This is a genomic window from Aeromonas sp. 25-AL00135 (assembly GCF_054052385.1).
Window position 1 is genome coordinate 91168 of sequence record NZ_JBSTYQ010000016.1, and the last position, 22236, is coordinate 113403.

Here is a 22236-nt window from a genome sequence, read left to right on the forward strand (position 1 = left end):
AATAGCAATGGCGGGATGACCCCGCCATCTCACGCATCCAGATCAAAACGGACGATGACCGCCTTCAGCTTACCTGTATCGCCAGCCAGTCTGGCTACGATCTCCTCCCCCTGCTGACTGCGCTGACAGGATTGCCGACTGAGCGCGGCAATGTCGTCGACCGTCCCGGATACCTCGGCGGCCACCCGCGACTGCTGCTCGGTTGCCACCGAAATGGCCTCCAGCTGGCCCGACAGCGAGTGCACCAGCTGGTTCATGGCTCTCAGGGTATCTGTCACCAATCCGACTGCATCCCGCCCTTGCTCTACCAACCGGGTACCGCTGCTGACGGTACTTACCGTCTGGCGAGTCTGCTGGGAGATGGCCGCAATAGTCTGGCTGATCTCGGCGGTGGATTGATGGGTACGGGTCGCCAGCTGGCGTACCTCGTCGGCCACCACCGCAAAACCGCGCCCCTGCTCGCCTGCCCGCGCCGCTTCTATCGCCGCATTGAGTGCCAGCAGATTGGTCTGCTCGGCTATAGTGGCGATCACCTCGGTGATCTGCCCCACCTGTTCACTCTGATGCTCCAGCAGCCCCATGGCTTCGTTGGCCTGTCCAATCATGGCGGCAATCTGCTGCATGGTATCGCTCATTCGCGCCAGCGCGGCCTCTCCCTGACGGGTCTGCTGCCGCACCTGATGGGCTCCATCCGCCACACCGGCAATGTTGCCAGCCACATCACGAGCACTCACTGACATCTGATCGATAGCCGCCGCCACCGCATCGACCCGCTGATCCTGCTCCGTCAGGTCCGCCACTATGGCTCTGGTAGTGCTGCCCACATCGAGACAGGCCACCTCGACCTGCCCCACAGCCCCCTGCAACTCCCCGACCAGATGATGTAACTGGGCAGACATCCGGTTGATGGAACCGGTCAATTCTCCCAACTCATCCTGCCCTGTGATTGGCAAGGGCTCGGCCGCCAGCCGGCCATCCGCAACCTGCCCCGCCCGGGTCACCAGACAGGCAATGTCACGGGTCAGACGGCGACTAAAGAGCCATGCGACCAGCATGCCAAGCACGATGGCACTGCCGGTAGCCAACAGCAGTGTCTGGTTGATGGCCCTCCCGGCTCCGGTCATCTGCGCCGAAATCTGATCCACCTCGGCACGGGTTTTCCCCACCTGCTTGACCAGCTGCTCGCTGAGGCTGGACTGCATCGGCTCGATGTCGGTGGCCATCAGGTAGTTTGCCTGATCCCAATCCGGCGCCTGGCGCTTCTCGATCACCTGCCCCACCAGCTCGGAGAAAGGGGTCGCCATCTCTTCAAACAGCTGCCAGAGGCTCTGCTGGGTGTCGGTAAAGAGCGCGGCTTGCTGTTTAACCTCAGCCACCCGCTGCTGATGAAACTGGTAGTAATCCTGATACTTGCTGCGGTATTCGGGGTCACCTGAGATAAGAAAATCCCGCAGGGCAGAGAGGGCGTTGGCGAAGCTGTTGTAGGCATCCCCCACCTGTTTGAGCAGCATGCGGCGATCGCCGGAGAGTTGATCCTGCGGAGTACCAACCTCTTCATTGGCAAAGGATTGCAACTGATCGAGCGCCGCCTCCGCCAGCGGCCCTGCCTCCTGCAGCATCAGGGTGTGAGCGGGCAGATTCTCTTCGCTCTGAGCTATGGTCCACACCTTCTCCTGATGGCTTTTGAAGGTCTCGAGAGACTTGGCGAGCGCCGGACTGAAGGCCTGATGGGCAATGGCCTGCCAGGCCGACTCCCACTCCTGCTTGAGGCGGGAAGCCTGAGCCGGATCCTTGCCGAGGATCAGATAGCCACGCAAGGCAGAAACGGTGGTAACCAGCGCCTTCTGGCTCGCCTCATCCCGCTGCAAGGCGGGCAGCGCCTGCTCCAGCAGGGTGTGTTGGGCCTGATTGATCTGGGTCAGCCGGTAATAGACCAGCGTGGAGGAGAGCAGGATCAGCAGGTTGATAAAACCGAAGCTGAGCAGCAACTTGCTTGAGATTTTCATGAACATCCTTGTTCAAACGGAGGGATCCAACCAACAGAATCAGATAGATATCAGTGTAGGCAATCTATCTTGCCAAGTCCGGTGCCAATTAGCCAATTCACTGCGCGGCATCGGGCGGGCAGAGAAAAATCCCTGACAGAGGTCGCAACCGAGTTGGGCCAGAGCTCGCCAGGTCGCCTCATCCTCTACCCCTTCAGCCACCGACTTCAGCCCCAGCTTGCGGGCCAACTCGATACTGGACTCGATGATAGCCAAACGTGACGGATCGGCATGGCAGCGATCGACGAAAGAGCGATCCAGCTTGAGTTCGGTGAACGGCAACAGTGCCAGCTGCTGCATCGAGGAGTAGCCGGTACCAAAATCATCGATGGAGAGGCCAAAGCCATGCATCCTTAGCCGGGTCAGGACCTCCAGCGACTTGCCCAGATCCTGCACGAATGCGCTCTCGGTCACCTCTAGGGTGATGAGCTCAGGATTGATACTCCAGCGCTTGCACTGATCAATCAATAAGTTGCAGAGGTCCCCTTCAATGAGCGAGGTGGTGGAGAGGTTCATCGACAGATTGAGTGACAACCCAGTTTCCTCCCATAAATGACCATCACTCAGAGATTTGCTGATGATCACCTCGGTCAACGGATCGATAAGCCCGTTGCTCTCCGCCAGTGAAATAAAACGCCCTGGAGGGATCAGGCCAAACTCGGGGTGTTGCCAGCGGGCCAACGCCTCCATCCCGACCCACTCGCCGGATGCAAAACTCACCTTGGGCTGATACCAGGGCAGCAGTTGATCTTGCTCGATCGCCCGACGCAACTCATCGAGTCCTATTCTGTGCCCCTCTTCCTCCCTGACGGGTTCCTGCCGGGGTGACCAAGCCTGGATAAGCAGCTGGAGCTGCTGCGGCGTTGAGGGTTTCTCTATGCGACCAAGCACCTGCAAGCCATAAGCGGTACTCATACGCAATACGGCTTCTACCACATCCCCCTCAAGCGCGCTGGAGAGGATAATGCCGCCCTGAAAACCACCCAGCGACAGGCGGCGCAACAGCGCCATGCCATCCATTCCGGGCATTCGCAGATCACAAAACAGGATATCGACGTTGTGTTGCTGGCTAAGCGCCAATGCCTCGACACCATCAACCGCTTCCAGCAGATTCTGGTAACCCAGGCTGCGGATCTGGTGCAGCAGCGCCTTGCGCTGAAATCCATGGTCTTCCACGACCATGATGACCAACTCATGTTGTGCTTTTTTCATCGAGCCATAATCCAATGTCGTGGGTAATCGCCGTCATCAGCCTCTGCACTGTGCTGACCAGATCGTCGAGTTCGTCGAGCCGCTTCAATCGCGCTGCCGATTCCAGCATGGCAGCCTGACTGGCAAGCTCCTCCAACCCGACCATTCGGGCAGCCCCCTTGATCCGGTGGGCGGTCTCGACCAAGGCGCTGGCATCATGACAAATCAGCGCTGCCATCATGGCCTCGCCATCCTGCCGGTTGGAATCGAGATACTCCACCGCCATGGCTCGCGCGGTCAGCTCGTCACCAAACAGCGCCAACCAGCGCTCAGCCTGCATGCCTGTAGCCCCAACAACGGGCGCAACCGCGCTTCTGGTTGGCGTCCTCTCTGCCAGCCAATGGGCCAGCATCTGGCGCAAGATATCCAGCGGGTAGGGCTTCAGTAACATGTCACTCATGCCTGCCTCTACCATACGAGCACTCGCCTCTTCCGACGTATCTGCCGTTACCCCTATGATGGGGGCCGTCACTCCCGCAGCCCGCAGCGCCTTGGTCAGGGCATAACCATCCATCACCGGCATATGGCAATCAGTCAGCAGCATAGAGAATTGCTGTCCCTGCCAGGCCCGCAGAGCCTTCTCGCCATCTTCCACAACCTGAGCCTCGATACCAAGAATGGCTAACTGCCGTGCCAGCAAGGCACGATTGACCGGATGATCATCGGCCACCAATACTTTGCCACCCAGCTTCTCTGCAAGCGCAGGGAGGATTGGTGTGACCCGCTCCTGTAGCAATTCGTGGCAGCTCTCCAGCAGAAGATCCGGATAGAGAGGAGATAGACCCAGGCGCCACCATTTCTGTTCACCAATCCGCCCCCGTAACGCCTCATCGGGTGACGCTATGATCCCCTTCAGCGCAGAGTGTTGCAGCCAGCTTTGCCATTCCCCTCCCAGCGCTTGCTCAAGCCACCGTTGATCGGCCAACAGCAACCCTTCCAGTGAGCGACTGAGCTCACTGGCCCCCAAGTACCTGAGCTTGGCCCCCTGCCGTACCATGGCCGCTTCAAGGTTGGTGTCATCGCTGAAAAACCACCATTCTGTGTCAGCCAGAGCAGGGGGATCCCACTGCGGATTGGTAAGCGGTACGGTAAAGCGGAAGCAGGAGCCCTCTCCTGCCTTGCTGGTCAGTGTCAGTGCCCCCCCCATTTTGCATACCAGCTGCTCACAGATTGCCAACCCCAGTCCGGTGCCACCAAAACGACGGTTGATATCTGACTCCACCTGCTCAAAAGGCGTGAATAGCAGCGCCTGCTTCTCTTCGGCGATCCCGATACCGGTGTCACTGACACTGATGGTCAGTTGCTCGCTCAGGTAGCTGACCCGAATCGTAATCCGCCCTTGTTCGGTAAACTTCACCGCATTGTTGAGCAGGTTGGAGATGACTTGACCGATACGCACCCCATCGATGTCGGCCCAATCCGGCACATCATGCTCCCACTCCAGCACCACGTTGAGCCCCTTGTTATGAGCCAGTGCCGCATGGCCACGAATGGCATCGCAGATCACCGTTTGCAACCGGCTGCTCTGGTAATTCAACTGCAACTGACCCGCTTCTATCTTGGAAAAATCGAGGATGTCATTGACCAGATAGAGCAGGTTGTTGGTCGAGGTGACCACATTGCGCACCATAAAACGCTGGTCGTCGTTGAGCTCGCTCATTTGCAGCAATTCGAGCATGCCATGCATGCCTGAAATAGGTGTTCGTAGTTCATGGCTCATGGTTGCCAAAAAGCGACTGCGAGCCTGCATCGCCTGCTCGGCATAGGCGCGAGCTTCGCGCAGCTCATATTCCTGTTGCTTGAGGGCGGTGATGTCCTGAATCACCCCGTTAAGGATCAGTGCCTGCTGCTCCTGTCTGACAAAGTTGCCACGCACTTGCAGATAACGATCTCCATCAGGTCGCTCTACCTTGACCTCCAGATCGAGGGGCGCCAGAGTCTCGGCATGATTGGCCACCTTGCTGACAAAATCCTGCAGCGCCTCTTCGGTAAAGCCGAACACCTCACCACCCGATTCGGCATTGAACAGATCCTGCCGGGAAGCCCCGAGGATCTCGCTGGCACCCTGAGATGCATACAAAAACCGCCCCTTGCCGGGTCCTTGCCACAAATACTGATAGACCACCCCAGGCATGCTGTCGGTAATCTGGGTAAGGCGATTTTCAGCCTGACGGGCGCGCTCCTCCGCCTCCTTGATCCGGCTGACATCGGTCAATACTGTCAACACCCCCAACATATTGCCATCGGGATCGCGATAAGGGCGTTTGGCATAGATAACATGGCAGGGCGTACCATCAGCTCGCAGGTTACTGCCTGCACCCTCCAGATCCTGTCCGGTCTGCCACACCAAACGCTCTTCTTCCAACACACTGTTTCTGAGAGTCTCTGGCATGTTTTGCAGCTCCTCACTGCTACTGCCAGCACCAAGGAAAGCATCGCGGTAGGCCTGATTGCACAAGGTGATCCGCTGCTCGCTATCACGTAGCGCCACCATGGTTGGCAGTGAGTTGAGCAAGGTCTGCACAAACAGCAACTGTTCGTTCAGCTTGTCCTCTGCGATTTTCCGCTGCGCAATCTGGCGACGCAAACTGCGAGCCCAGAACATCACCAGCAAACCGCTGACGAGCAAGGCGCCCCCCCCTATGGCCAACCATTTGTAAATCAGGGTGTAATCGGATTCGATATTGACCGACACATTGAGCCAGCGTCGCTCCAGCAGTTGCCACTCCTCATCCGTGATGGTCAGCAGCAACTTGTCCATGATGCGGAGCAACTCGGGCTGAGCATTGTCGACAGCCATACTGATAGGTACGGAAAATTCGGGAGAACTCAGCACCACCCGATACTTCTCATTGAAACCCTTCATTGCCTGCTGTCCCAGATTGGTCATGGTCAACAGCACATATTCAGCTCGCCCAGTGTCAAGCAAGGTCAGTAAATCGGCATCCTTGCCCACTTCGATAATATTGGCGCCCAGCGCGTGAATGAGAGAGGCTTCGTAAGAACCCGTCACACCACCAATCAGACGCCCTTTCAGCTCGACCAGTGACTTCAGCGGGCGAGCACCGTGTCTGGCTACGACATAGCTGTCGAACTTCAGATAGGAGGAGGTAAAAGAGGCAAAGGACTGACGATCCTTGAGCGGTGTCATCAAGGGAATAAGGTCCACTTTGTGCTCTTTCAGCAGTTTAAGTGACTCCTGCCAAGTATTTGTCGACACCAGCTCAAAGCGGATCCCGGAGCGCAGACTCAACAACTTCATCAGGTCTGCTGTATAGCCATGCAATTCACCTTCGTCATCGATTTCACTGATGCCGGCAAATCCGGGGGCAACGGCGAACTTGATCACCTTGTTTCTCTGCTTCAGCCAACTAGCCTCATCTGGTTCCAGCAAAAGGCCAGCGTTGGCGCGTTCATCTTTCTGATGCAACCGTAATCGTGAGTCTGCAACGGGTATCTGTTGATATGCATGCCAAAGCTTTTCGCTCAGTTCTGGCTGGCGGGAGCTGGTCGCCATCGTCAGCGTGCTGCCAGAAAGCCACCCAGGAGCGACAACCCCCATTGATGCAGGCATTCTCTCCATCTTAAGGGAAACAATTGGTTCCAAATCAAGATATGCATCGACAGCGCCCAGCTTGACCATATAGGTCGCCTCGTCACGGCTCTCAAGCTCAGTTACATCAGAGATCCCCAAACGATCCAACTCAGTGCAACTGCCAAACCCGCGAATACAGACCCAGCGTAACTTGCGCGCCTGCTCCAGGGTCAATCGCTGATCCGGGGTATGCATTAAAATGGAGCGAGCATAAGAACCGATACTGCCAATAGGGTTTATCCCCTTCAATTCAAGAGCATTACGTTCGACCCCGATTAATGCATCGATCTGGCCGCCCTGGAGAGCAATCTGGGCATCCACGTAGGAGTTATAGGGGATATAACGCAATGACACGCCCATTTCGGCTGCAATACGCGAGGCCAGCTCCTTGAGCGGACCGGCATAACGCAGGTTGGGGAGTTGATAGATGAAAGGGAGATAGCCGCCACGGGGAACCCCAACCAGCAGCTCCTTTTGTGCAGAAATCTCGTTACTTGTGCTCTCATCTTGCGGTTGGGGAGCCGCAACAGCCAACATGCCCGAAAACAACAGCAAAATGGGAAGAAAAAGCTGACGAAGGAGTGGCATAAGGTCTTGTCCTGATGAGTAAAACAGATAGGGCTGCCACCTCTAATCTTGCAGATCCTGACGACGCAAGGCGAGAAAACAATCGCAGCTGTTACAAAGAGGGCGGAGAGGATAATACTGAGTCACCAACATGTGAACCTGGAATCAACCATAAGATGGAAAAATGGCAGGCATGCAGCCTGCCATTTCACTAGCGAGGGGGATCTTATTCTCCCCCTCGCGATCAGGTTATTCGATTCCCGAGGCGGAAGCCGGTTTGATACTCCCGCTCGCGAACGAGGGCGATTTGACCCTGATATCCTTCCAGCCCGATATCCCTGAGCAGGGCGGGTGACAGATTGACCTGCACGAGACGACGCTCGACCCGGGCAATCTTTCTCTGGACCAGGGATTCAACACTGCGCAGTAAAACCAGTTCGATAGACATGACATTCTCCAGTTGAACATGCGGTTCTCCCGGAGAAAGTGGATATCACCCTGCGGGACGAACCGCGGGTGATAAAAAGACAGGGGTTACCTGTTTACGCCACGCGGTAAAAGAGCACGAGATTTCACGCCGCACGCAGTGCCGCGAGAGAATGCAATATTAAGCATCAGATGTTGCATATTCGTCTCCTTACCGGATAAAAGTTGAACAGGTTGCAGAAGTCTAAAAAATATCCGAATTTAAAACAAGCCTCTTGCGACTCCTTTTTAAACGTTTTTACGGCATTTTATGCTGCCCGACAGGGAGCTTGGGGCATCAGATCCCCGAGAGTAGCCGGTACTCTTCCAGTACATAGGTATCCGTCATGCCGCTGACATAATCGAGCAGCAGCCGCACCCGGTAATACCACTCCAGCTCGTTCTGGCAGGCAAAGCGCGGATCCGGGGTGGCGATCGCCAATCGATAGGCCTTGAGATGGCGGGCCGAGAGACGGTGATAGAGGCGGCGCGCAAAGAAAAGCGTCTGACTCCCCTCCCCGGCCAGCAGACGGGCAAACTGTGGCGCTGGCAGCGACAACAGGCAGGCATAACTGGTCAGCACCCCGCGCAGCGCCGCATACCCCTCCAGCTCAAGCGCTTCCACCTCGGGGCGCATAAAGACCAGCTCACGGGCCACCCGCTTAAGGATATCGAGCACCCGCGCCGCCGGCGCCTGGCCATGCAGCAGCGCTTGCGGATAGGAGCCCTGCAAAATGGCCTGATGTTCGCTGACATAGCTCTGCGCCGCCAGCGCCACCAGATCCCGGGTCAGTTGCTGGCGAAAATGGGGGAAAAAGCCCCGACCAGAAGCCAGCGCCTCATCCAGCAAGGTGCCCATGTAGTCACTCTGGTCAGCGGCCCGCAGTGCCGCCAGCAGTTCACTCTTAGTCAGGATCCGCCGATCTACCGCATCTTCCAGATCGGCGATGCAGTAGGAGATGTCATCGGCCGCCTCCATGATGTAGACCAACGGATGACGGCAGCCCGGGGCCAATCCCAGGCTCTGACCGAGGGCGCGGTAGAGCGGCAGCTCACTGAAGAAGATGCCCCGCTTGCTGCTCCAGCCATGATGCTGACCATAGCTCACGCCGGGCTGGGGCTGCTGCGGGTATTTGCAGAGTGCCGCCAGTTGTCCAAGTGTCAGGTTAAGCTCGTGCAGGCTGTGCACCAGCCGCAGACTCTGGGCGTTGCCATCAAACAGTTGCAGGTCCTGACGCAATTCAGCCCACTGGGCCGAGGGTGTCTGCGCCAGCGCCTGCTGATAAAGGGGATCGAGCCTCTCGCCGAGCCACTGGCTCATCACCTGCTCGCCAAAGTGGCCAAACGGCGGGTTACCCACGTCATGAAGCAGGCAGGACATCTCCACCAGATTGATAAAGGCCCCTTCGCAGACCGTGCCTGCTGGCAAGGCAGCCAGAATGCGGCGGCTGATCTGGCGGCCGGTCTCCTGCACCTCCAGCGAGTGGGTGAGACGGCTGCGCACCGAGGCCTTCACATCGAGCGGAAAGACTTGGGTCTTCTGCTGCAACCGACGCACCGGCGCGGCCTGCACGATACGGGCGCGATCCTGCTCGGTCGCCTCCAGCAGATCCTCGTCCCCCCAGGGGTGGATGCGCGCGGGGGTAATCAAACGGCTATACATCTCGCAGCTCCTTGCCAGCAACTTCCATCAGACTCAAGACAACCTCCAGCATCAAGACAGCAACCAGCGCCGCAGACGGGCGATATCGCCGGGATATTCCCGGCGCAGCGTCTCAATCCAGTCTTCCACGTTTTCCCACCAGGCGGGGTGATCCGGGCTCTGAATAAGCTGGGCTGTCTGCTGCAATCGGCGCAGGCCAATGGAGCCTGCCGCCCCTTTTATCTTGTGTGCCTCTTCCACCACGCCGGCCTGATCCTTGGCAATCATGTTGGAGTCGAGCACTGCCATGTAGTCCGGCATCATCTTCTCGAACAGATCGACGCTGGAGAGCAGCACAGGCTTGCCCACGGTATCGGCGTAATCGGTGAGGAAGGGGATATCCAGCAGGGCATCCTGATTGCCCGCATCCGCCTGCTCGTCCGCTTCATCCTCGGCCAGATCGGCAAACAGGTGACCAATCACCTCCCGCACCGCTTTGGAGCCAAGCGGCTTGTTAATGACATCCTGCATGCCGTGATCCCGGTAGTACTGGCGATCGCCGGTGGAGTTGGCGGTGAGCGCCACCATGGGTGGCAGGCTGTCGCCATAACGCTCCAGCAGGGTTTTCGCCACATCGAAGCCGGTCATGTCCGGCAGCTGGATATCGAGCAAAATGAGGTCGAAATCATCCGGGTTGGCCATCGCCAACGCCTGGGTACCATCTCGTGCCACCTGCACCTGATGACCCAACTTGCCCAGCAGGGCGCAGGCCACCGTCACGTTAAGCTCCACATCCTCCACCAGCAGGATATCGAGGGAGGGCATCTCCTCCTCCTGCTCTGGCAACACAGGCTCGGCGCAAGCCACTTCCAATTCGGCAGTGAAGCAGGAACCTTCGCCCGGATCGCTGTCCACATAGAGCTGGCCGCCCATCGCCTGCACCAGCTGACGGGAGACCGCGAGGCCAATGCCGGTGCCGGTGGCGTGCTTCTTGCCCTGCACCTGATAGTACATGGCGAAGATCTTCTCCTGCTGGGCGCGCGGGATACCGATACCGGTATCCTCCACCTCGAAGTGCAGGGCCAGCTTGCCCGGCTCGTCGGCGGGATGGGAGAGACAACGCACGGTGACGCCCCCCTCATCGGTAAACTTGACCGCATTGCCCACCAGATTCCACAGCACCTGACGCAGGCGGGTGCCGTCAGCCATCACAAATTGCGGCATGTCGCCATCCCGATCGAAATGCAGATAGAGCCCCTTCTGCTCCGCCTGAATGCGCGACAGGGTCTCCAGCTCGTCGAGGAAGGCAGGCAAGTCGATACGGGTTGGCGCAATTTCGAGACGACGGCGATCCAGTTTGTCCAAGTCGATGATGTCGTTGAAGATATTGCCAAGGGTCACCGCACTCAGGTGAATGGTCTTGAGCTGCTGGTGTTGCTTGGGATCGAGGGGAGTATCCATCAGCATCCGGCTTAAGCCCACGATGCCGTTGAGCGGGGTGCGCAACTCGTGGCTGATGGTGGAGATGAAGGTAGTCTTGTCGCGGCTCGCCTTCTCCAGCTTGTCCTGATACTGCTTGCGCTCGGTGATGTCGCGGCCAAAGCCGAGCAGGCCGAGTCGCTTGCCGAAGCGGTCGAAGAAGGGCACCTTGCGCAGCTCGAAGTAGGCTTTACGGCCATCGGGATACTCCAGCCACTGCTCGTAGGTGAGCGGCTCGTTGCTGGCAAAAACCTGCTTGTCGGTCTCCACCACCTTGTTGGCGATCTCCTGCTTGTAGACATCGAACGGGGTCAGACCAATCAGCTCGGCCTCCACCTTGCCGGTCAGCTCCTCCATGGCGCGGTTGCAACCGGAGAACTGCTCATCCTCGTTGCGGTAGTAGACCAGATCTGGGGAGCAGTCGATAAAGGAGCGCAGCAGGGCAGTACGCTCCCCCAGATGAAGCTGGGCTTTCTCTCGCTGGAACACCTCATTCTCGAGATCCTCGATGGCCTGCAGACGCAGACTCTCGGCCCGGTTGGTCTCGGCAATCTGGGCGTTGAGGCGGCTGATGTTCTCCTGCAGCTGGGTATTGAGCTCCAGATCCCGCTCGCGCATATCTTGCAGCTTGCGCACCATCCTGCTCAGTCGCTGACGGGAATCCTCCAGCTGATCCACCACGATGGAGAGAAAATAGACCGCCCAAGGGGTCACCAGCAGGCCAAAGAAGACCGAGCGAACGAAGTCGATCACATCGATGTTGCCGCGCAGGAACAGGGTCACCCCCATCTGGATGGCGACCGCCAGCACGATAATACCCGCCGCCAGGAACATGCTGAAGCGCACCAGTCCCAGCTTGGTCATCAGATCGACATAATATTGCGCCCAGGATTTAATCTGTTTCATCTTATTGTTTTCCCCCGATATTCGCGGTACAGAATACCAGCACAACCGAGTGAACTCTTCTTAATCTCGCACAATTAATTAACGATTCGCCGAATGAAATGAGTGGGTTAGGATAATTGGCAATATTGAGTCAGTTGCCATTAAGGTTTTTTCTTTATACTCACCGGCCGAAAAAATTCACCACCATTTAATTTAGGAGTTATCCGATGCGCAACACCACCTTGCTGGGCCTGGGCCTGCTGGTCGCAAATAGTGCTTATGCTGATTTGGGTGAAATTCCCAAGGAGTCTGGCTGGTCCGGTTTCCTGCTTGGCGGGGTCAGTGTCATCAATTACGAATCGAATTTTTATAGTGGTGATGATGAAAACCGCCGCCTGAGCGGACTGGGCAGTGCCGAGAGCAGCTCCGCCGTTGCCCCGCTGCTCAACGCCGATATCCGCTACACCTTTGCCGATACCCGCACCCAGGTCTTCCTCGGTAACCTGATCCAGGATGCCATCCGTTTCGACTTCACCCAGCAGCTCGGTATCCGTCAGGAGATGAGCGACAAGGGCATCGTAGCTGGCTCCGTGGTCTTTAATGCCATGCCGACCGAGCAGTGGAGCGATCCCTTCGCCGTAGGCGTTGATCGCCAGTCGACCGATATCAAGTCAAAAGGGGTGCGCTTCGCCTGGGACAGCATCTGGGGTAGCAACTTCAATGGCAGCCTGACCACCCGCAACATCGAGGTGGATGAGGAGCGCAGCGGCAGCCAGTACGGCGCCGATACTGCCGCCAAACTGGATCGCAACGGCAAGATCCACGCCCTCGACCTCTCCTACAAATGGCAGCTGGCACCCGGTCAGATGCTGGAGCCAGCCTTTATCTACCGCCAAGCAGATCTGGATGGCAGCGCCCAGAGCTACAAGAGCAACGGCCTCCAGTTGACCTACGGCATGCGCGCTTCCCAGTGGTCTTTCGTCAGCAACGCCTATCTGGGCCAGACCAAATATGATGAGGCCAACCCGATCTTTGGCCAAAACGCCGACTCCGACGAGTTTGCCCTGACCGGTACCTTCTTCTGGCACCGCCTGTTCGGTATTGCGCCGCTCTCGGCGACCTTTACCGCTGGCTATGCCAAGTCAGATTCCGACATCAACTTCTACGATTCTGAATCCGTGATGTTCAACACCGGCCTGCTCTACAACTTCTAACAACTGTTGTGCGCACCGATACAACAAGGCCACCCGAAGGTGGCCTTGTTGCTATCCGGCGTTTGCCTCAAATACCCAGAGAGTCGAGCAGATCGTCGTGATCGTTGGCAACCGGGGCCGCAGCCTGAGCCGGCTTGGCGGCATCCTGCTTGGCCTGTGCGATCAGCGCATCGGGATCCAGCTCTTCATGCTCCATTCCCTCATTGTGGATGCGGATGAACTCGGTTTTGTCCATCGCCAGCTCCAGATAGAAGATGTTGTTGCGGGCGGTGAAGAAAGTGACGCGGCGGGACTCCGGGCTGTCGAGATTGGTATCGACACTCAGCATCACCTGCTTGTTTAGCGCCAGCATCTTCGGCTGGTTCTGGGTGATGTGAGTCTGCAGATCGCGGCCCACCTTGACGGTAAAGCTGCCGACGATCTGGTTCATCAGCTCACCCATCACGTTGCTCACCTCATCAGAGGTGTGGGAGATGGCGAGATCCTCCTTGGAGAGCCCCATGCTCAGCATGTAGCTCTCGTACAGCTCCATGGCGGCGGCGGCGGAGAAGTTGATCACCACCAGACCGGAAAAACCGCCATCAAACAGCACGAAGCAGCCGATATCCGGCTTGAGGCAGGTCTTGCTGATCCGCTGCACCATGCCGGAAAACCGCACCTGACTCATGGTCGCGGCACTCAAAACGTCCGTCACCGAGTTGCACAGGCTGAGCAGCACATCCTCTGTGGTCAATACGGCATCGTCATCGGATCTTGTCACTATCATGGGACCTTCCTGAACATCGAAAATGGGCTTATCTATACCATAACTCTAACAGATGGCGCGGCCCGGAGACTGAAATAGCGACACGCCTCTCAGTTGACTCCGTTATCAGCAGCCACAGGGGTGAAACCGCTCAGCTTGGCGAGCCGGGCACGCCATATATCGGCCTGCTGTGCCAAAACTTGTGGCTCATAAGGCACGACCGGATGAGCGCCCCAGATGGGGCCTGGCCAGGCGCGATCCGTCGCAAAGCGGGCGACATGGTGAAGGTGGAGTTGCGGCACCAGATTGCCGAGCGCGCCGATGTTGATCTTGTCCGGGCTGAGGGCCTGTTCCATCAGGTTGGCGACAGCGCAGGACTCCTGCATCAGCTGTTGCTGCTGCTCCGGCGCCAGATGGTGAATTTCCCGCAAATCGGTCACTCGCGGCACCAGGATCAGCCAAGGATACTGGCTGTCTTTGGCCAGCAAGACACGGCAGAGGGGCAGATCACCGAGCCACCGGGTATCTGCCTGCAGGCGTGAATGCAATTCAAACATGAAAACCTCGTTGAGTACGATGAACAGAGCGCCTGAAAAAGGAGTGTCCACGTTACTGCAACGGGCAGAAAACTTAAAGCTGTGGGACGGCCCAACCGATAAAGCGCTTGCGCAAGGCAGGATCGGCCTGGAGGAACAACTGCTGCAACTGCCCTTCCAGCTCGCTGGCAGCCACAACGGGTTGCGTCCCGCTGGCGATCGTGGCAGTTGGCTGCGTAGTAACAGCGACGGCCGTCAGCGCCGCCTTGCCACCGCTGCGGTTGTAATCAGCCAGTTTGCCGTTCCAGTCCACCCCAAGCAGCATGCCACTGGTCACCAGCGCATCCTGCTGGATAGCAAGCGCACGGCCATTCTCCTGCAATGCCACCACCGGATCCTTGGCATAGGCCTGCATCCCCCGCTCGTCTCCCGGTAAGCTGGCCGTCAGCTGCAAATGCTGATTGCTGCCCTGATAGCGCACCACCTGCGGCTCGGAGCGTACCTGCCGATCATTCTCGCTGCTGCTGCGACTGGGGATCACCCCCTCGAAGCGCACCAGCAGTTGCTGCTCGCCATCCGCCAGGGTGGCATGCTGCTCATCCTGCAAGGTGCCGTTGCTCACCGCGAGGATGCGGAAATTCTCCGGCACCTTCACTTCCACCGTGGCCTGCACACTGCCAGCCCCCAACACTGCACAGAGCAGCACAAACCCGGTCAACCCTCTATTGCTCTTCATTCCCGCTGATCTTCCTGATGCCGATGATGGGCGCAGGGTAGCAGCCGAAGATGACAGAAAAATAACGCCGCTCAGAGCAGGTAGTGGGGTCGCTCGGCAAACCACTGGGCCAGCACCTGCTTGAACAGCCTGATCTTGCGCGGCACCCGCCGCTGCTGGGCATGCAGTACATGGAGCTGATGCAGCCCGCTCTGCCACTCGTCGAGCACGGTCACCAGCTCTCCTGCCGTCAGCTGCCATTCCACCAGCATCAGCGGGCACTTGGCATAGCCCATACCGGCGCGCGCCAGCTGTAGCACTGTGCTGTAGTGGTTGGCCCGCACCTTGCCCTGCACCAGAATGTGGGCCTCTTCCCCCTCACGGATAAAGTGCCACTGCTCCCAGGCCGGATTGTGCCCCTGCAACAGGCAGCTGCGCCCGCTCAGCTCATAGGGAGTGGCAGGATACCCCTCTCGCGCCACCAGCGCGGGGCTGGCCACCACCACATCCTTGAGCCGCCCCAGCGGCAGGGCCACCAGATTGTCCGGCACCTCGCTCATGGCGCGCAGGGCGATGTCGTTTTCTCCCTGACTCATGTCGACCATCTGGTTGGTGAAATTGAGTTCCACCTCCACTCCCGGGCAGAGCGCGGCAAAGCTGGTCAGCAGTTCGCTCACCATGCGATCGCCGGTGCTGACCGGGCAGGTAAAGCGCAGTCGTCCGCAATCCTCTTCGGTCAGCGCCTGAATATCCTGCTCCGCCTGCCGAGCCAGCGCGAAGATCTCCCCCGCCTGCTGGTAGAGGGTCTTGCCCGCCTCGGTCAGACTGAGGCGGCGGGTGGTGCGCTGCAACAGTTGTGCATTGAGGGAGGTCTCCAGCGCGCTGACATGGCGGCTCAGCATCCCCTTGCTGACCCCCAGCGTATCGGCAGCAGCCGAGAAACTGCCGCGCAGCACCACTTCGTAAAAGCTGGCCAGATGGGCGATATCCATCATTAGCTCCAATATGGAAACAATGGGTTTATTTTACGCGCTTTTTCGCATTTTCTGTTGCGCTAGAATCAACACATCCCAACCAGGAGTGATGCAGATGAAAATTGTGATTGTGGGTGCCTCCGGCACCGTCGGCTCCGCTGTCAGTGAACTGCTTGCCAAAGATCATCAGGTGATCCGGGTCGGCCACAGCCGTGGCGATGCCACGGTCGACATGCGCGATCCCGCCTCCATCAAGGCGCTGTTTGCCCAGGTGGGCCAGTTTGATGCGCTGGTGGTGGCCAGCGGCAGTGTGGCCTTCAACGGCCTGACCGAGATGACCGACGAGCAGTGGCAGGTGGGACTGGAGAGCAAGCTGATGGGCCAGATCAACCTGACCCGAGCCGCCATTCCCTATCTGACTGACAAGGGTTCCATCACTTTGATCAGCGGTATTCTGAGCGAGGAGCCGATCAACTGGGGCGTGAGCGCCAGCACCGTCAACGGCGCCATCGATCACTTTGTGAAAGCGGCCGCCTGCGAGCTGCCAAGGGGCATTCGCATCAACGTGGTGAGCCCCACCGTGCTGGCGGAGTCGATGGACAAATACGCCGACTTCTTCCCGGGGTTCGTGCCGGTGCCCGCCGCCAAGGTGGCGCAGGCTTACAAGAAGTCGGTGCTGGGCATCCAGACCGGCCAGGTGTTCAGGGTCAACGGCTGATCGCCGCTCGCTTGCCGCCAGACCAGCAATAAAAACGGGCCCCGTAGCGGGGCCCGTCTGTTTCTCTGCCTATCTCCTTCGCCATCAGCAAACGTTTGTTTGTTGACGACAAAAAAAGAGAGCAACCCTTAGTCGATCAGACCGTACTGATCGCGCAGCACCTCGATGATCTCCTGCTTGGGATTGGCAGAACGCGCCAGCTTGTGGCCGATGATCTTCTCGGCGATCCCGACATAGGTGTTGGAGATATCCATCATCACTTCGGTAGGCAGCTTGTTGTCGCGGGCCAGGGCAAAACGTTCCGGCATACGGTTCTTGTTGAGCAGGATGTCCGGATCTGGGAAGTGGTTGAGCAGCCACTGACGGAAACCCTCTTTGGACTTCTCGACAATCTGACCGTCGCGCAGGGCCGCGCCATCCCAGATACGGGAACTGTCGGGAGTACCCACTTCGTCCATGTAGATCAGCTTTTCATTGCCCGCCGCATCGTGGACGTAACCAAACTCGAACTTGGTATCGACGAAGATCTGATCCAGCCCGGCCAGCGCGTCGCTGATGACGTTGAAGCCCTCTTTGAGCAGCACTTCGTAGCGGTCGATGTCGGCCGGTTTGCTGAAGTTGAAGCCTTTATAGTGGCGCTCGATATCGGCACGGGAGACGTTGACGTCATCGGCTTCCGGCACGCCATCCAGCCCTTTCAGCACGCCCTTGGTGGAGGGAGTGATGAGGATCTCCGGCAGTTTCTGATCCTTTTTGAGCCCTTCCGGCAGGGTGATGCCGCAGAACTCGCGCTCGCCATCCTTGTAGGCACGCCACATGGAGCCGGTGATGTACTGGCGGGCAATCGCCTCGATCATCACCGGACGGGCTTTTTGCACGATCCAGACGAAGGGGTGCGGAATATCCAGAATGTGGCTGTCAGCCAGTCCCTTCTCCTTGAACAGCTTGAACCAGTGGCTGGAGATGGCGTTGAGCGCCGCCCCTTTGCCCGGTACGCCGTTCAGGCCATCCACACCTTGCCAGATGCAATCGAAAGCCGAGATGCGATCGCTGATCACCATGAGGGCGAGGGGCGCATCGGCCGGCACATCATAGCCTTTCTCTTTTATAAGCCGGGCACTGTCTTCGGGGGTCAACCAGTAGACGCTGCGCACTTTGCCGGAATGGACAGGTTTATCGGTACGGATCGGCAAATCGTCATTCACCGCCAATACTTGATCTGCAAGACTCATGGCTAATAACACTTCCTGTTTGTGGGGGGTAAACATCGCGAGTTCCTCACCTGCGCGCTCTGTTTGCAACGGGCTGGCAAGGGGGCTCGCATCATCGAAAACCACTCGGAATCCCCGCGTTTTCAGGGGGATTCCGATAACAAAACAGGGGCACAAGGCCCCTGTATTTATTCTGCTTTTGCTGCTGCCTGATCGGCCAGCCCCTTGGCGAACGCCTCGGACAGGCTGATATACATCTGGGAGATAACCCCGGACGATACCGGCTTTTTGTCCTTGTCGAACAGGGTGATGGAGGTCTTGCCTCCCGCCATTTCACCAAGCTGGAAGCGGTATTTCTCCTCCTCCAGTTTGAACGGCTCGCTCCCTTTCGCCTTCCAGAACTCGGCACCCGGCTCTTCGTACTCGACGTCGATCCAGCCCAGAGACTGCTGGGTATCCTTGATGGTGAAACCGTAAGCAGGCAGTACCTGGTTGAGGCGACGCCACACCTGATCAAAGGAACCTTCGGCAATCCAGGCGCTCAGCTCGTTGTTGTCCAGACCCAGTTGCAGACCCATGCCATCGTTGGACTTGTGCTGCTCGCGGGCTTTCAGCTGGCTGTCGTAATAGAGAGAGAACTGGTTCAGCACTCGTGCGGCATAGCGCTGGGCATCGGCAGGGGTCAGCTTGTTGCTGGTCTCGCCGTCGATGGTCTCTTCGTGATCCAGTACCCGGACCGACATGTTGACGGCGTGGCGCTGGGCGTCGTTGCGTACGGTGAACTGGTAACGCTGACGGATTTTGAAGTCTTCGTCATCTTCACCCCAGCCATCGAGGGCTACCGTGTTGTCAAACCAGCCGGTCTGCAATACGCCATCCTGCTGATCCAGCTTCTCGGTGGTGACCTTGTATTTGGCCAGGAAGTTCATCAGGAACGACCAGGTATCGCGCTCCACGCTCTGGCTGGTGCTCAGGGCATAGAAGGCAACGGTCGGTTCGGTTGCGCTCTGCACCACCTGACTGCCCGGTACCACGGTCAGCAGTTGAGCGGGTGGGCGCACATCGACCTGAGCGCCGAGGGCACCTTCACGGCTGCTCTCGGGAAGCGGCGGGATATCGTACTGGCTGTTGAAGGTGGGGGCACTCAATCCTGCGGGGATCAAGAACGCGCGGCCCTCGAGGCGGGCATCTTCATAACCGAAGTCGCGGTTGGCCATTTTGCGATCCTGGGGGGTGCTGCAACCGGCCAATACGGCCACAGTCGCAACGCTCAGCACCAGACGGGCTCTATTTCCCTTTCCATTAGATTTAAACACTCGCCATCAACTCCGCTGTGGTCAGTGCTCGCGCCATCAGCTGCTCGCCCTCGGGGGTGAGGTCAACCAGCGGCAGGCGCAAGGTGGCTGTTGCAATCAACCCCAGTTGGGCACAGGCCCATTTCACCGGGGTGGGGCTCGGTTCGCAGAACAGAGTCTTGTGCAACGGCATCAAGAGATTGTTGATGTCATGCGCCTGCCCGGCATCACCGGCCAGCGCAGCACGACACATGTCGGCCATCTGGGCCGCTGCAATATTGGTGGTGACCGAAATCACGCCATCGCCACCTTGCAGCATAAAATCACAACCAGTGGCATCGTCGCCACTGTAGAGAGCAAACTCCGGCCCGCACAGCTCGCGCAGCAGCGGGGTGCGGCTCAAATCGCCGGTTGCCTCTTTCAAACCGATAATGCCGGGAACCTTGGCCAGACGGGCCACGGTCTCCGGTTTGAGATCGCAACAGGTGCGACCGGGCACATTATAAAGAATTTGGGGCAGACCACTAGCCTCGGCGATCGCACAATAGTGGCGATAGAGACCTTCCTGAGTGGGCTTGTTGTAGTAAGGAGTCACCGAGAGACCCGCCACCACGCCGGTTTTGGCCAGTCGCTTTGCCAATTCAATAGCATGGGCAGTATTGTTGGAGCCGCAACCGGCGATGACGGGAATGCGTCCGGCGGCATACTCAACGGTCTTTTCAACGACGGCTATATGCTCCTGCTCGCTCAGGGTCACCGATTCCCCCGTGGTACCCACCGCAACAATGGCGCTGGTCCCGGCGCTGACATGATAGTCGACCAGTTTGGCCAGACTGGCCCAATCGACTTCACCTGAAGCCAGCATGGGGGTAACGAGCGCAACAATACTACCGCGTAACATGGACTTTTCTCCCGATTTTCAGGGGCGTAATGGTAAAGCTGACCCCTTTGAAAAACAAGGGAGAGAGGGGGTAAGCCGTGATACCATCCGGAACAAAAAGTAATGGACGAAAGTCGGCAGCGTCCCTCAGGGAGTGGTCATCAGGGCCGGAGGGTTGGCTTGCCAGCGCGGCTTTCGCAACGAATTAACGGACGAGAGAAGATTTATGACTCACTACCTGGTCGTAACGGCCATCGGCACGGACAGGCCTGGCATCGTCAATGAAGTGACCCGCCACGTCAGTGGCTGTGGTTGCAACATTGTGGACAGCCGCCTTGGCATCTTCGGCAATGAATTTACCTTTATCATGCTGCTCTCGGGCGACTGGAACAGCATGATGCAACTCGAAATCAGCCTGCCCCTGCGTAGCCAGGAGTGGGATCTCATCACCATGATGAAACGCACCGAACGCCACCAGTCCCTGCAGTATGACGTCCGCGCCAGTGCCGACCTGTTGATCCGCGACGAGCCCGGCATCGTAAGCCAGTGCACCCAGTTCTTCAGCGAACACGGCTGGAACATTCAGGCGATGCAATCCATGACCCTGGAGCAGCAGCCGTTCAACCTGCTGAAGATCAGTTTTCAGCTCAATCTGGCCAGAGAGGGTGAAGTGGAAGGTTCGCAAACCGCCTTCGCCGAATTCTGTCGTCAACTGGGTGCCGAATCGTTCGAGTTTATCGTCAATCGCAAACACGCCTGAGGGCGTTTTACCCGAGGAGACCCCATGCAACCACTACAAGCTGGCAGCCCCGCCCCCGATTTCTCCCTGCCCGACCAGAATGGCAATCAGGTCAGCCTCGCTGGCCTGCGCGGCAAGAAGGTGCTGGTCTATTTCTACCCCAAGGCGATGACCCCCGGCTGCACCACCCAGGCCTGCAGCCTGCGCGATGTGAACGCCGAGTTGGCCGCCCTCAATGTGGTGGTGCTTGGCATCAGCCCGGATCCGGCCAAACGGCTGAAAAAGTTCGAAGAGCGGGACCAGCTCAACTTCACCCTGCTGGCCGATGAAGACCACGCCGTCGCCGATGCCTTTGGCGTCTGGGGCCCGAAGAAGTTCATGGGCAAGGAGTATGACGGCATTCACCGTCAGAGCTTCCTGATCGACGAAGAGGGCAAGATTGCCCACCACTTCGACAAGTTCAAAACCAGCGATCACCATCAGGTGGTACTGGATTTCCTCAAGGGATAATCCTCCCCTGCGTCATTGAAAGGCCTGCCATGCAGGCCTTTTTTTGTCTGGTCAGCCGCCCCTTGCCAGCGGATTTTTCTCACCAACTCCCCCGCCCAGATCAAAAAATTCATTTTATATATGGGTTAACGTGACCCCAGAATCATCTTCCAGCGAGATATCCCATGAACATGAGCAACACTGAGCGTTTGATCCTGAGCAACCAGTACGAAATTCTGGCGAAACTCAATCCGGAGAAAGCGGACGTCTACCAGCGCGCCAGCACCATCATCGAGCGCGGCTACTGCCTGCAGATCCTCGAGCTGGAGAAGAGCTTCGGCCATCTGGATCTGGCGACCTGCCAGGAGGTGATCGACACCCTTGAGCTGCACCACGCACTGGCCATCTCATGGGGTAATCTGGATGCCGCCGATCAGGGCGAGATCAACGCCAGTCGGCTGGAGTTCAACGGCTACAGCCGCAGTCAGGAGCGGGAGCTGGCCGACTATGTCTGCTTCCTGCTGGAGGTGGACAAGCGCTTCCCCGAGCTCAAGTGCCCGTGCGATGAGCTCTCCAGCGACATCGCCATGCGCGACAAGTATCAGCGGATGCTGCAGGTGTGGCGTCAGTGTCCACGTCAGTACAAGCTCTCCATCCAGGAAATCCGCAAGGTACTGGCAGCCTGATCCGCATACCAACCTGTCTAGTCCTGAAATAGGTTTACACATTTTCAACTAGCATTTCTCTACTCAGAACCCCCTATGTACCGCATCGGGGGTTCTGTATTTCAA

General features: G+C 58.1%; 18 protein-coding genes. 5 read left to right on the forward strand and 13 right to left on the reverse strand.

All coding sequences use genetic code 11. The features are described from left to right. Nucleotides 1–29: 29 nt before the first annotated feature. From ACW5XC_RS15670 to arcB, 6 genes are all read right to left on the reverse strand, one after another. A complete protein-coding gene (locus tag ACW5XC_RS15670; RefSeq protein WP_042052308.1) occupies nt 30–2006 on the reverse strand; it encodes a HAMP domain-containing methyl-accepting chemotaxis protein in 1977 nt (658 codons plus the stop codon). A 39-nt stretch (nt 2007–2045) separates the two neighbouring features. Beyond that, nucleotides 2046–3257, reverse strand: a complete 1212-nt coding sequence (locus ACW5XC_RS15675; RefSeq protein WP_042052307.1) for an EAL domain-containing response regulator — start codon at nt 3255–3257, stop codon at nt 2046–2048. Next, a complete protein-coding gene (locus tag ACW5XC_RS15680) occupies nt 3238–7479 on the reverse strand; it encodes an ATP-binding protein (protein WP_042052306.1) in 4242 nt (1413 codons plus the stop codon). The genes ACW5XC_RS15675 and ACW5XC_RS15680 overlap by 20 nt, the downstream gene beginning before the upstream one ends. A gap of 223 nt (nt 7480–7702) precedes the next feature. Then, a complete protein-coding gene (locus tag ACW5XC_RS15685; protein WP_042052305.1) occupies nt 7703–7906 on the reverse strand; it encodes a hypothetical protein in 204 nt (67 codons plus the stop codon). A gap of 315 nt (nt 7907–8221) precedes the next feature. Next, on the reverse strand, nt 8222–9586 hold the full coding sequence (gene dgt, locus ACW5XC_RS15690; RefSeq protein ID WP_042052304.1) for a dGTPase: 1365 nt from the start codon (nt 9584–9586) through the stop codon (nt 8222–8224). Nucleotides 9587–9637: 51 nt separating this feature from the next. Beyond that, nucleotides 9638–11950 (reverse strand): aerobic respiration two-component sensor histidine kinase ArcB, encoded by a 2313-nt coding sequence (gene arcB, locus ACW5XC_RS15695; RefSeq protein WP_005339096.1) that lies wholly within the window; start codon nt 11948–11950, stop codon nt 9638–9640. 206 nt (nt 11951–12156) lie between these two features. Here arcB and ACW5XC_RS15700 point away from each other — a divergent pair, with 206 nt between their 5' ends. Continuing rightward, nucleotides 12157–13143: a DUF2860 family protein gene (locus tag ACW5XC_RS15700; protein WP_019446216.1), complete on the forward strand. Its 987-nt coding sequence runs from the start codon at nt 12157–12159 to the stop codon at nt 13141–13143. Nucleotides 13144–13210: 67 nt separating this feature from the next. Here ACW5XC_RS15700 and ACW5XC_RS15705 read toward each other — a convergent pair whose 3' ends face one another. The 4 genes from ACW5XC_RS15705 to ACW5XC_RS15720 all read right to left on the reverse strand — a co-directional run bounded on the left by ACW5XC_RS15705 (nt 13211) and on the right by ACW5XC_RS15720 (nt 16131). Then, a complete protein-coding gene (locus ACW5XC_RS15705) occupies nt 13211–13909 on the reverse strand; it encodes a DUF3334 family protein (protein WP_005339098.1) in 699 nt (232 codons plus the stop codon). Between the two features lie 89 nt (nt 13910–13998). Next, entirely contained in the window at nt 13999–14445 is a 447-nt protein-coding gene (locus tag ACW5XC_RS15710) for an HIT domain-containing protein (protein WP_042052303.1), read from the reverse strand. A gap of 73 nt (nt 14446–14518) precedes the next feature. Next, nucleotides 14519–15160, reverse strand: a complete 642-nt coding sequence (locus ACW5XC_RS15715) for a DUF2057 domain-containing protein (RefSeq protein WP_042052302.1) — start codon at nt 15158–15160, stop codon at nt 14519–14521. Between the two features lie 71 nt (nt 15161–15231). Next, nucleotides 15232–16131, reverse strand: coding sequence for a LysR family transcriptional regulator (locus tag ACW5XC_RS15720; RefSeq protein ID WP_042052300.1), 900 nt, complete (start codon nt 16129–16131; stop codon nt 15232–15234). A 97-nt stretch (nt 16132–16228) separates the two neighbouring features. Between ACW5XC_RS15720 and ACW5XC_RS15725 the strand changes: the two genes are divergently transcribed. After that, nucleotides 16229–16831, forward strand: coding sequence for a short chain dehydrogenase (locus ACW5XC_RS15725; protein WP_042052299.1), 603 nt, complete (start codon nt 16229–16231; stop codon nt 16829–16831). A gap of 128 nt (nt 16832–16959) precedes the next feature. Here the strand turns inward: ACW5XC_RS15725 and ACW5XC_RS15730 are convergent, their stop codons facing one another. From ACW5XC_RS15730 to dapA, 3 genes are all read right to left on the reverse strand, one after another. Then, nucleotides 16960–18063 carry a phosphoribosylaminoimidazolesuccinocarboxamide synthase gene (locus ACW5XC_RS15730; protein WP_040065098.1) on the reverse strand — a complete coding sequence of 368 codons (1104 nt, stop codon included), beginning with the start codon at nt 18061–18063 and terminating at the stop codon, nt 16960–16962. Nucleotides 18064–18230: 167 nt separating this feature from the next. After that, complete coding sequence (bamC, locus tag ACW5XC_RS15735) at nt 18231–19358, reverse strand: outer membrane protein assembly factor BamC (protein ID WP_005349235.1); 1128 nt, start codon at nt 19356–19358, stop codon at nt 18231–18233. Continuing rightward, a complete protein-coding gene (gene dapA / locus ACW5XC_RS15740) occupies nt 19351–20238 on the reverse strand; it encodes a 4-hydroxy-tetrahydrodipicolinate synthase (protein WP_005349232.1) in 888 nt (295 codons plus the stop codon). Before dapA ends, bamC begins: the two co-directional genes overlap by 8 nt. A gap of 205 nt (nt 20239–20443) precedes the next feature. Here dapA and ACW5XC_RS15745 point away from each other — a divergent pair, with 205 nt between their 5' ends. The 3 genes from ACW5XC_RS15745 (at nt 20444) to ACW5XC_RS15755 (ending at nt 22131) form a co-directional block, all read left to right on the forward strand. Beyond that, nucleotides 20444–20977, forward strand: coding sequence for a glycine cleavage system protein R (locus ACW5XC_RS15745; RefSeq protein WP_005349229.1), 534 nt, complete (start codon nt 20444–20446; stop codon nt 20975–20977). Nucleotides 20978–21001: 24 nt separating this feature from the next. Then, nucleotides 21002–21466: a thioredoxin-dependent thiol peroxidase gene (bcp, locus tag ACW5XC_RS15750; protein ID WP_005358255.1), complete on the forward strand. Its 465-nt coding sequence runs from the start codon at nt 21002–21004 to the stop codon at nt 21464–21466. Between the two features lie 164 nt (nt 21467–21630). After that, nucleotides 21631–22131 carry a YfbU family protein gene (locus tag ACW5XC_RS15755; RefSeq protein WP_005341125.1) on the forward strand — a complete coding sequence of 167 codons (501 nt, stop codon included), beginning with the start codon at nt 21631–21633 and terminating at the stop codon, nt 22129–22131. Nucleotides 22132–22236: the final 105 nt, after the last annotated feature.

Coding starts and splice junctions, on each gene's coding strand:
- ACW5XC_RS15685 (WP_042052305.1), bottom strand. CDS start 7,906: ATGTCTATCGAACTGGTTTTACTGCGCAGTGTTGAATCCCTGGTCCAG.
- ACW5XC_RS15680 (WP_042052306.1), bottom strand. CDS start 7,479: ATGCCACTCCTTCGTCAGCTTTTTCTTCCCATTTTGCTGTTGTTTTCG.
- ACW5XC_RS15745 (WP_005349229.1), top strand. CDS start 20,444: ATGACTCACTACCTGGTCGTAACGGCCATCGGCACGGACAGGCCTGGC.
- ACW5XC_RS15670 (WP_042052308.1), bottom strand. CDS start 2,006: ATGAAAATCTCAAGCAAGTTGCTGCTCAGCTTCGGTTTTATCAACCTG.
- bcp (WP_005358255.1), top strand. CDS start 21,002: ATGCAACCACTACAAGCTGGCAGCCCCGCCCCCGATTTCTCCCTGCCC.
- ACW5XC_RS15710 (WP_042052303.1), bottom strand. CDS start 14,445: ATGTTTGAATTGCATTCACGCCTGCAGGCAGATACCCGGTGGCTCGGT.
- ACW5XC_RS15700 (WP_019446216.1), top strand. CDS start 12,157: ATGCGCAACACCACCTTGCTGGGCCTGGGCCTGCTGGTCGCAAATAGT.
- ACW5XC_RS15715 (WP_042052302.1), bottom strand. CDS start 15,160: ATGAAGAGCAATAGAGGGTTGACCGGGTTTGTGCTGCTCTGTGCAGTG.
- ACW5XC_RS15705 (WP_005339098.1), bottom strand. CDS start 13,909: ATGATAGTGACAAGATCCGATGACGATGCCGTATTGACCACAGAGGAT.
- ACW5XC_RS15755 (WP_005341125.1), top strand. CDS start 21,631: ATGAACATGAGCAACACTGAGCGTTTGATCCTGAGCAACCAGTACGAA.
- ACW5XC_RS15720 (WP_042052300.1), bottom strand. CDS start 16,131: ATGGATATCGCCCATCTGGCCAGCTTTTACGAAGTGGTGCTGCGCGGC.
- dapA (WP_005349232.1), bottom strand. CDS start 20,238: ATGTTACGCGGTAGTATTGTTGCGCTCGTTACCCCCATGCTGGCTTCA.
- arcB (WP_005339096.1), bottom strand. CDS start 11,950: ATGAAACAGATTAAATCCTGGGCGCAATATTATGTCGATCTGATGACC.
- ACW5XC_RS15725 (WP_042052299.1), top strand. CDS start 16,229: ATGAAAATTGTGATTGTGGGTGCCTCCGGCACCGTCGGCTCCGCTGTC.
- dgt (WP_042052304.1), bottom strand. CDS start 9,586: ATGTATAGCCGTTTGATTACCCCCGCGCGCATCCACCCCTGGGGGGAC.
- ACW5XC_RS15730 (WP_040065098.1), bottom strand. CDS start 18,063: ATGAGTCTTGCAGATCAAGTATTGGCGGTGAATGACGATTTGCCGATC.
- ACW5XC_RS15675 (WP_042052307.1), bottom strand. CDS start 3,257: ATGAAAAAAGCACAACATGAGTTGGTCATCATGGTCGTGGAAGACCAT.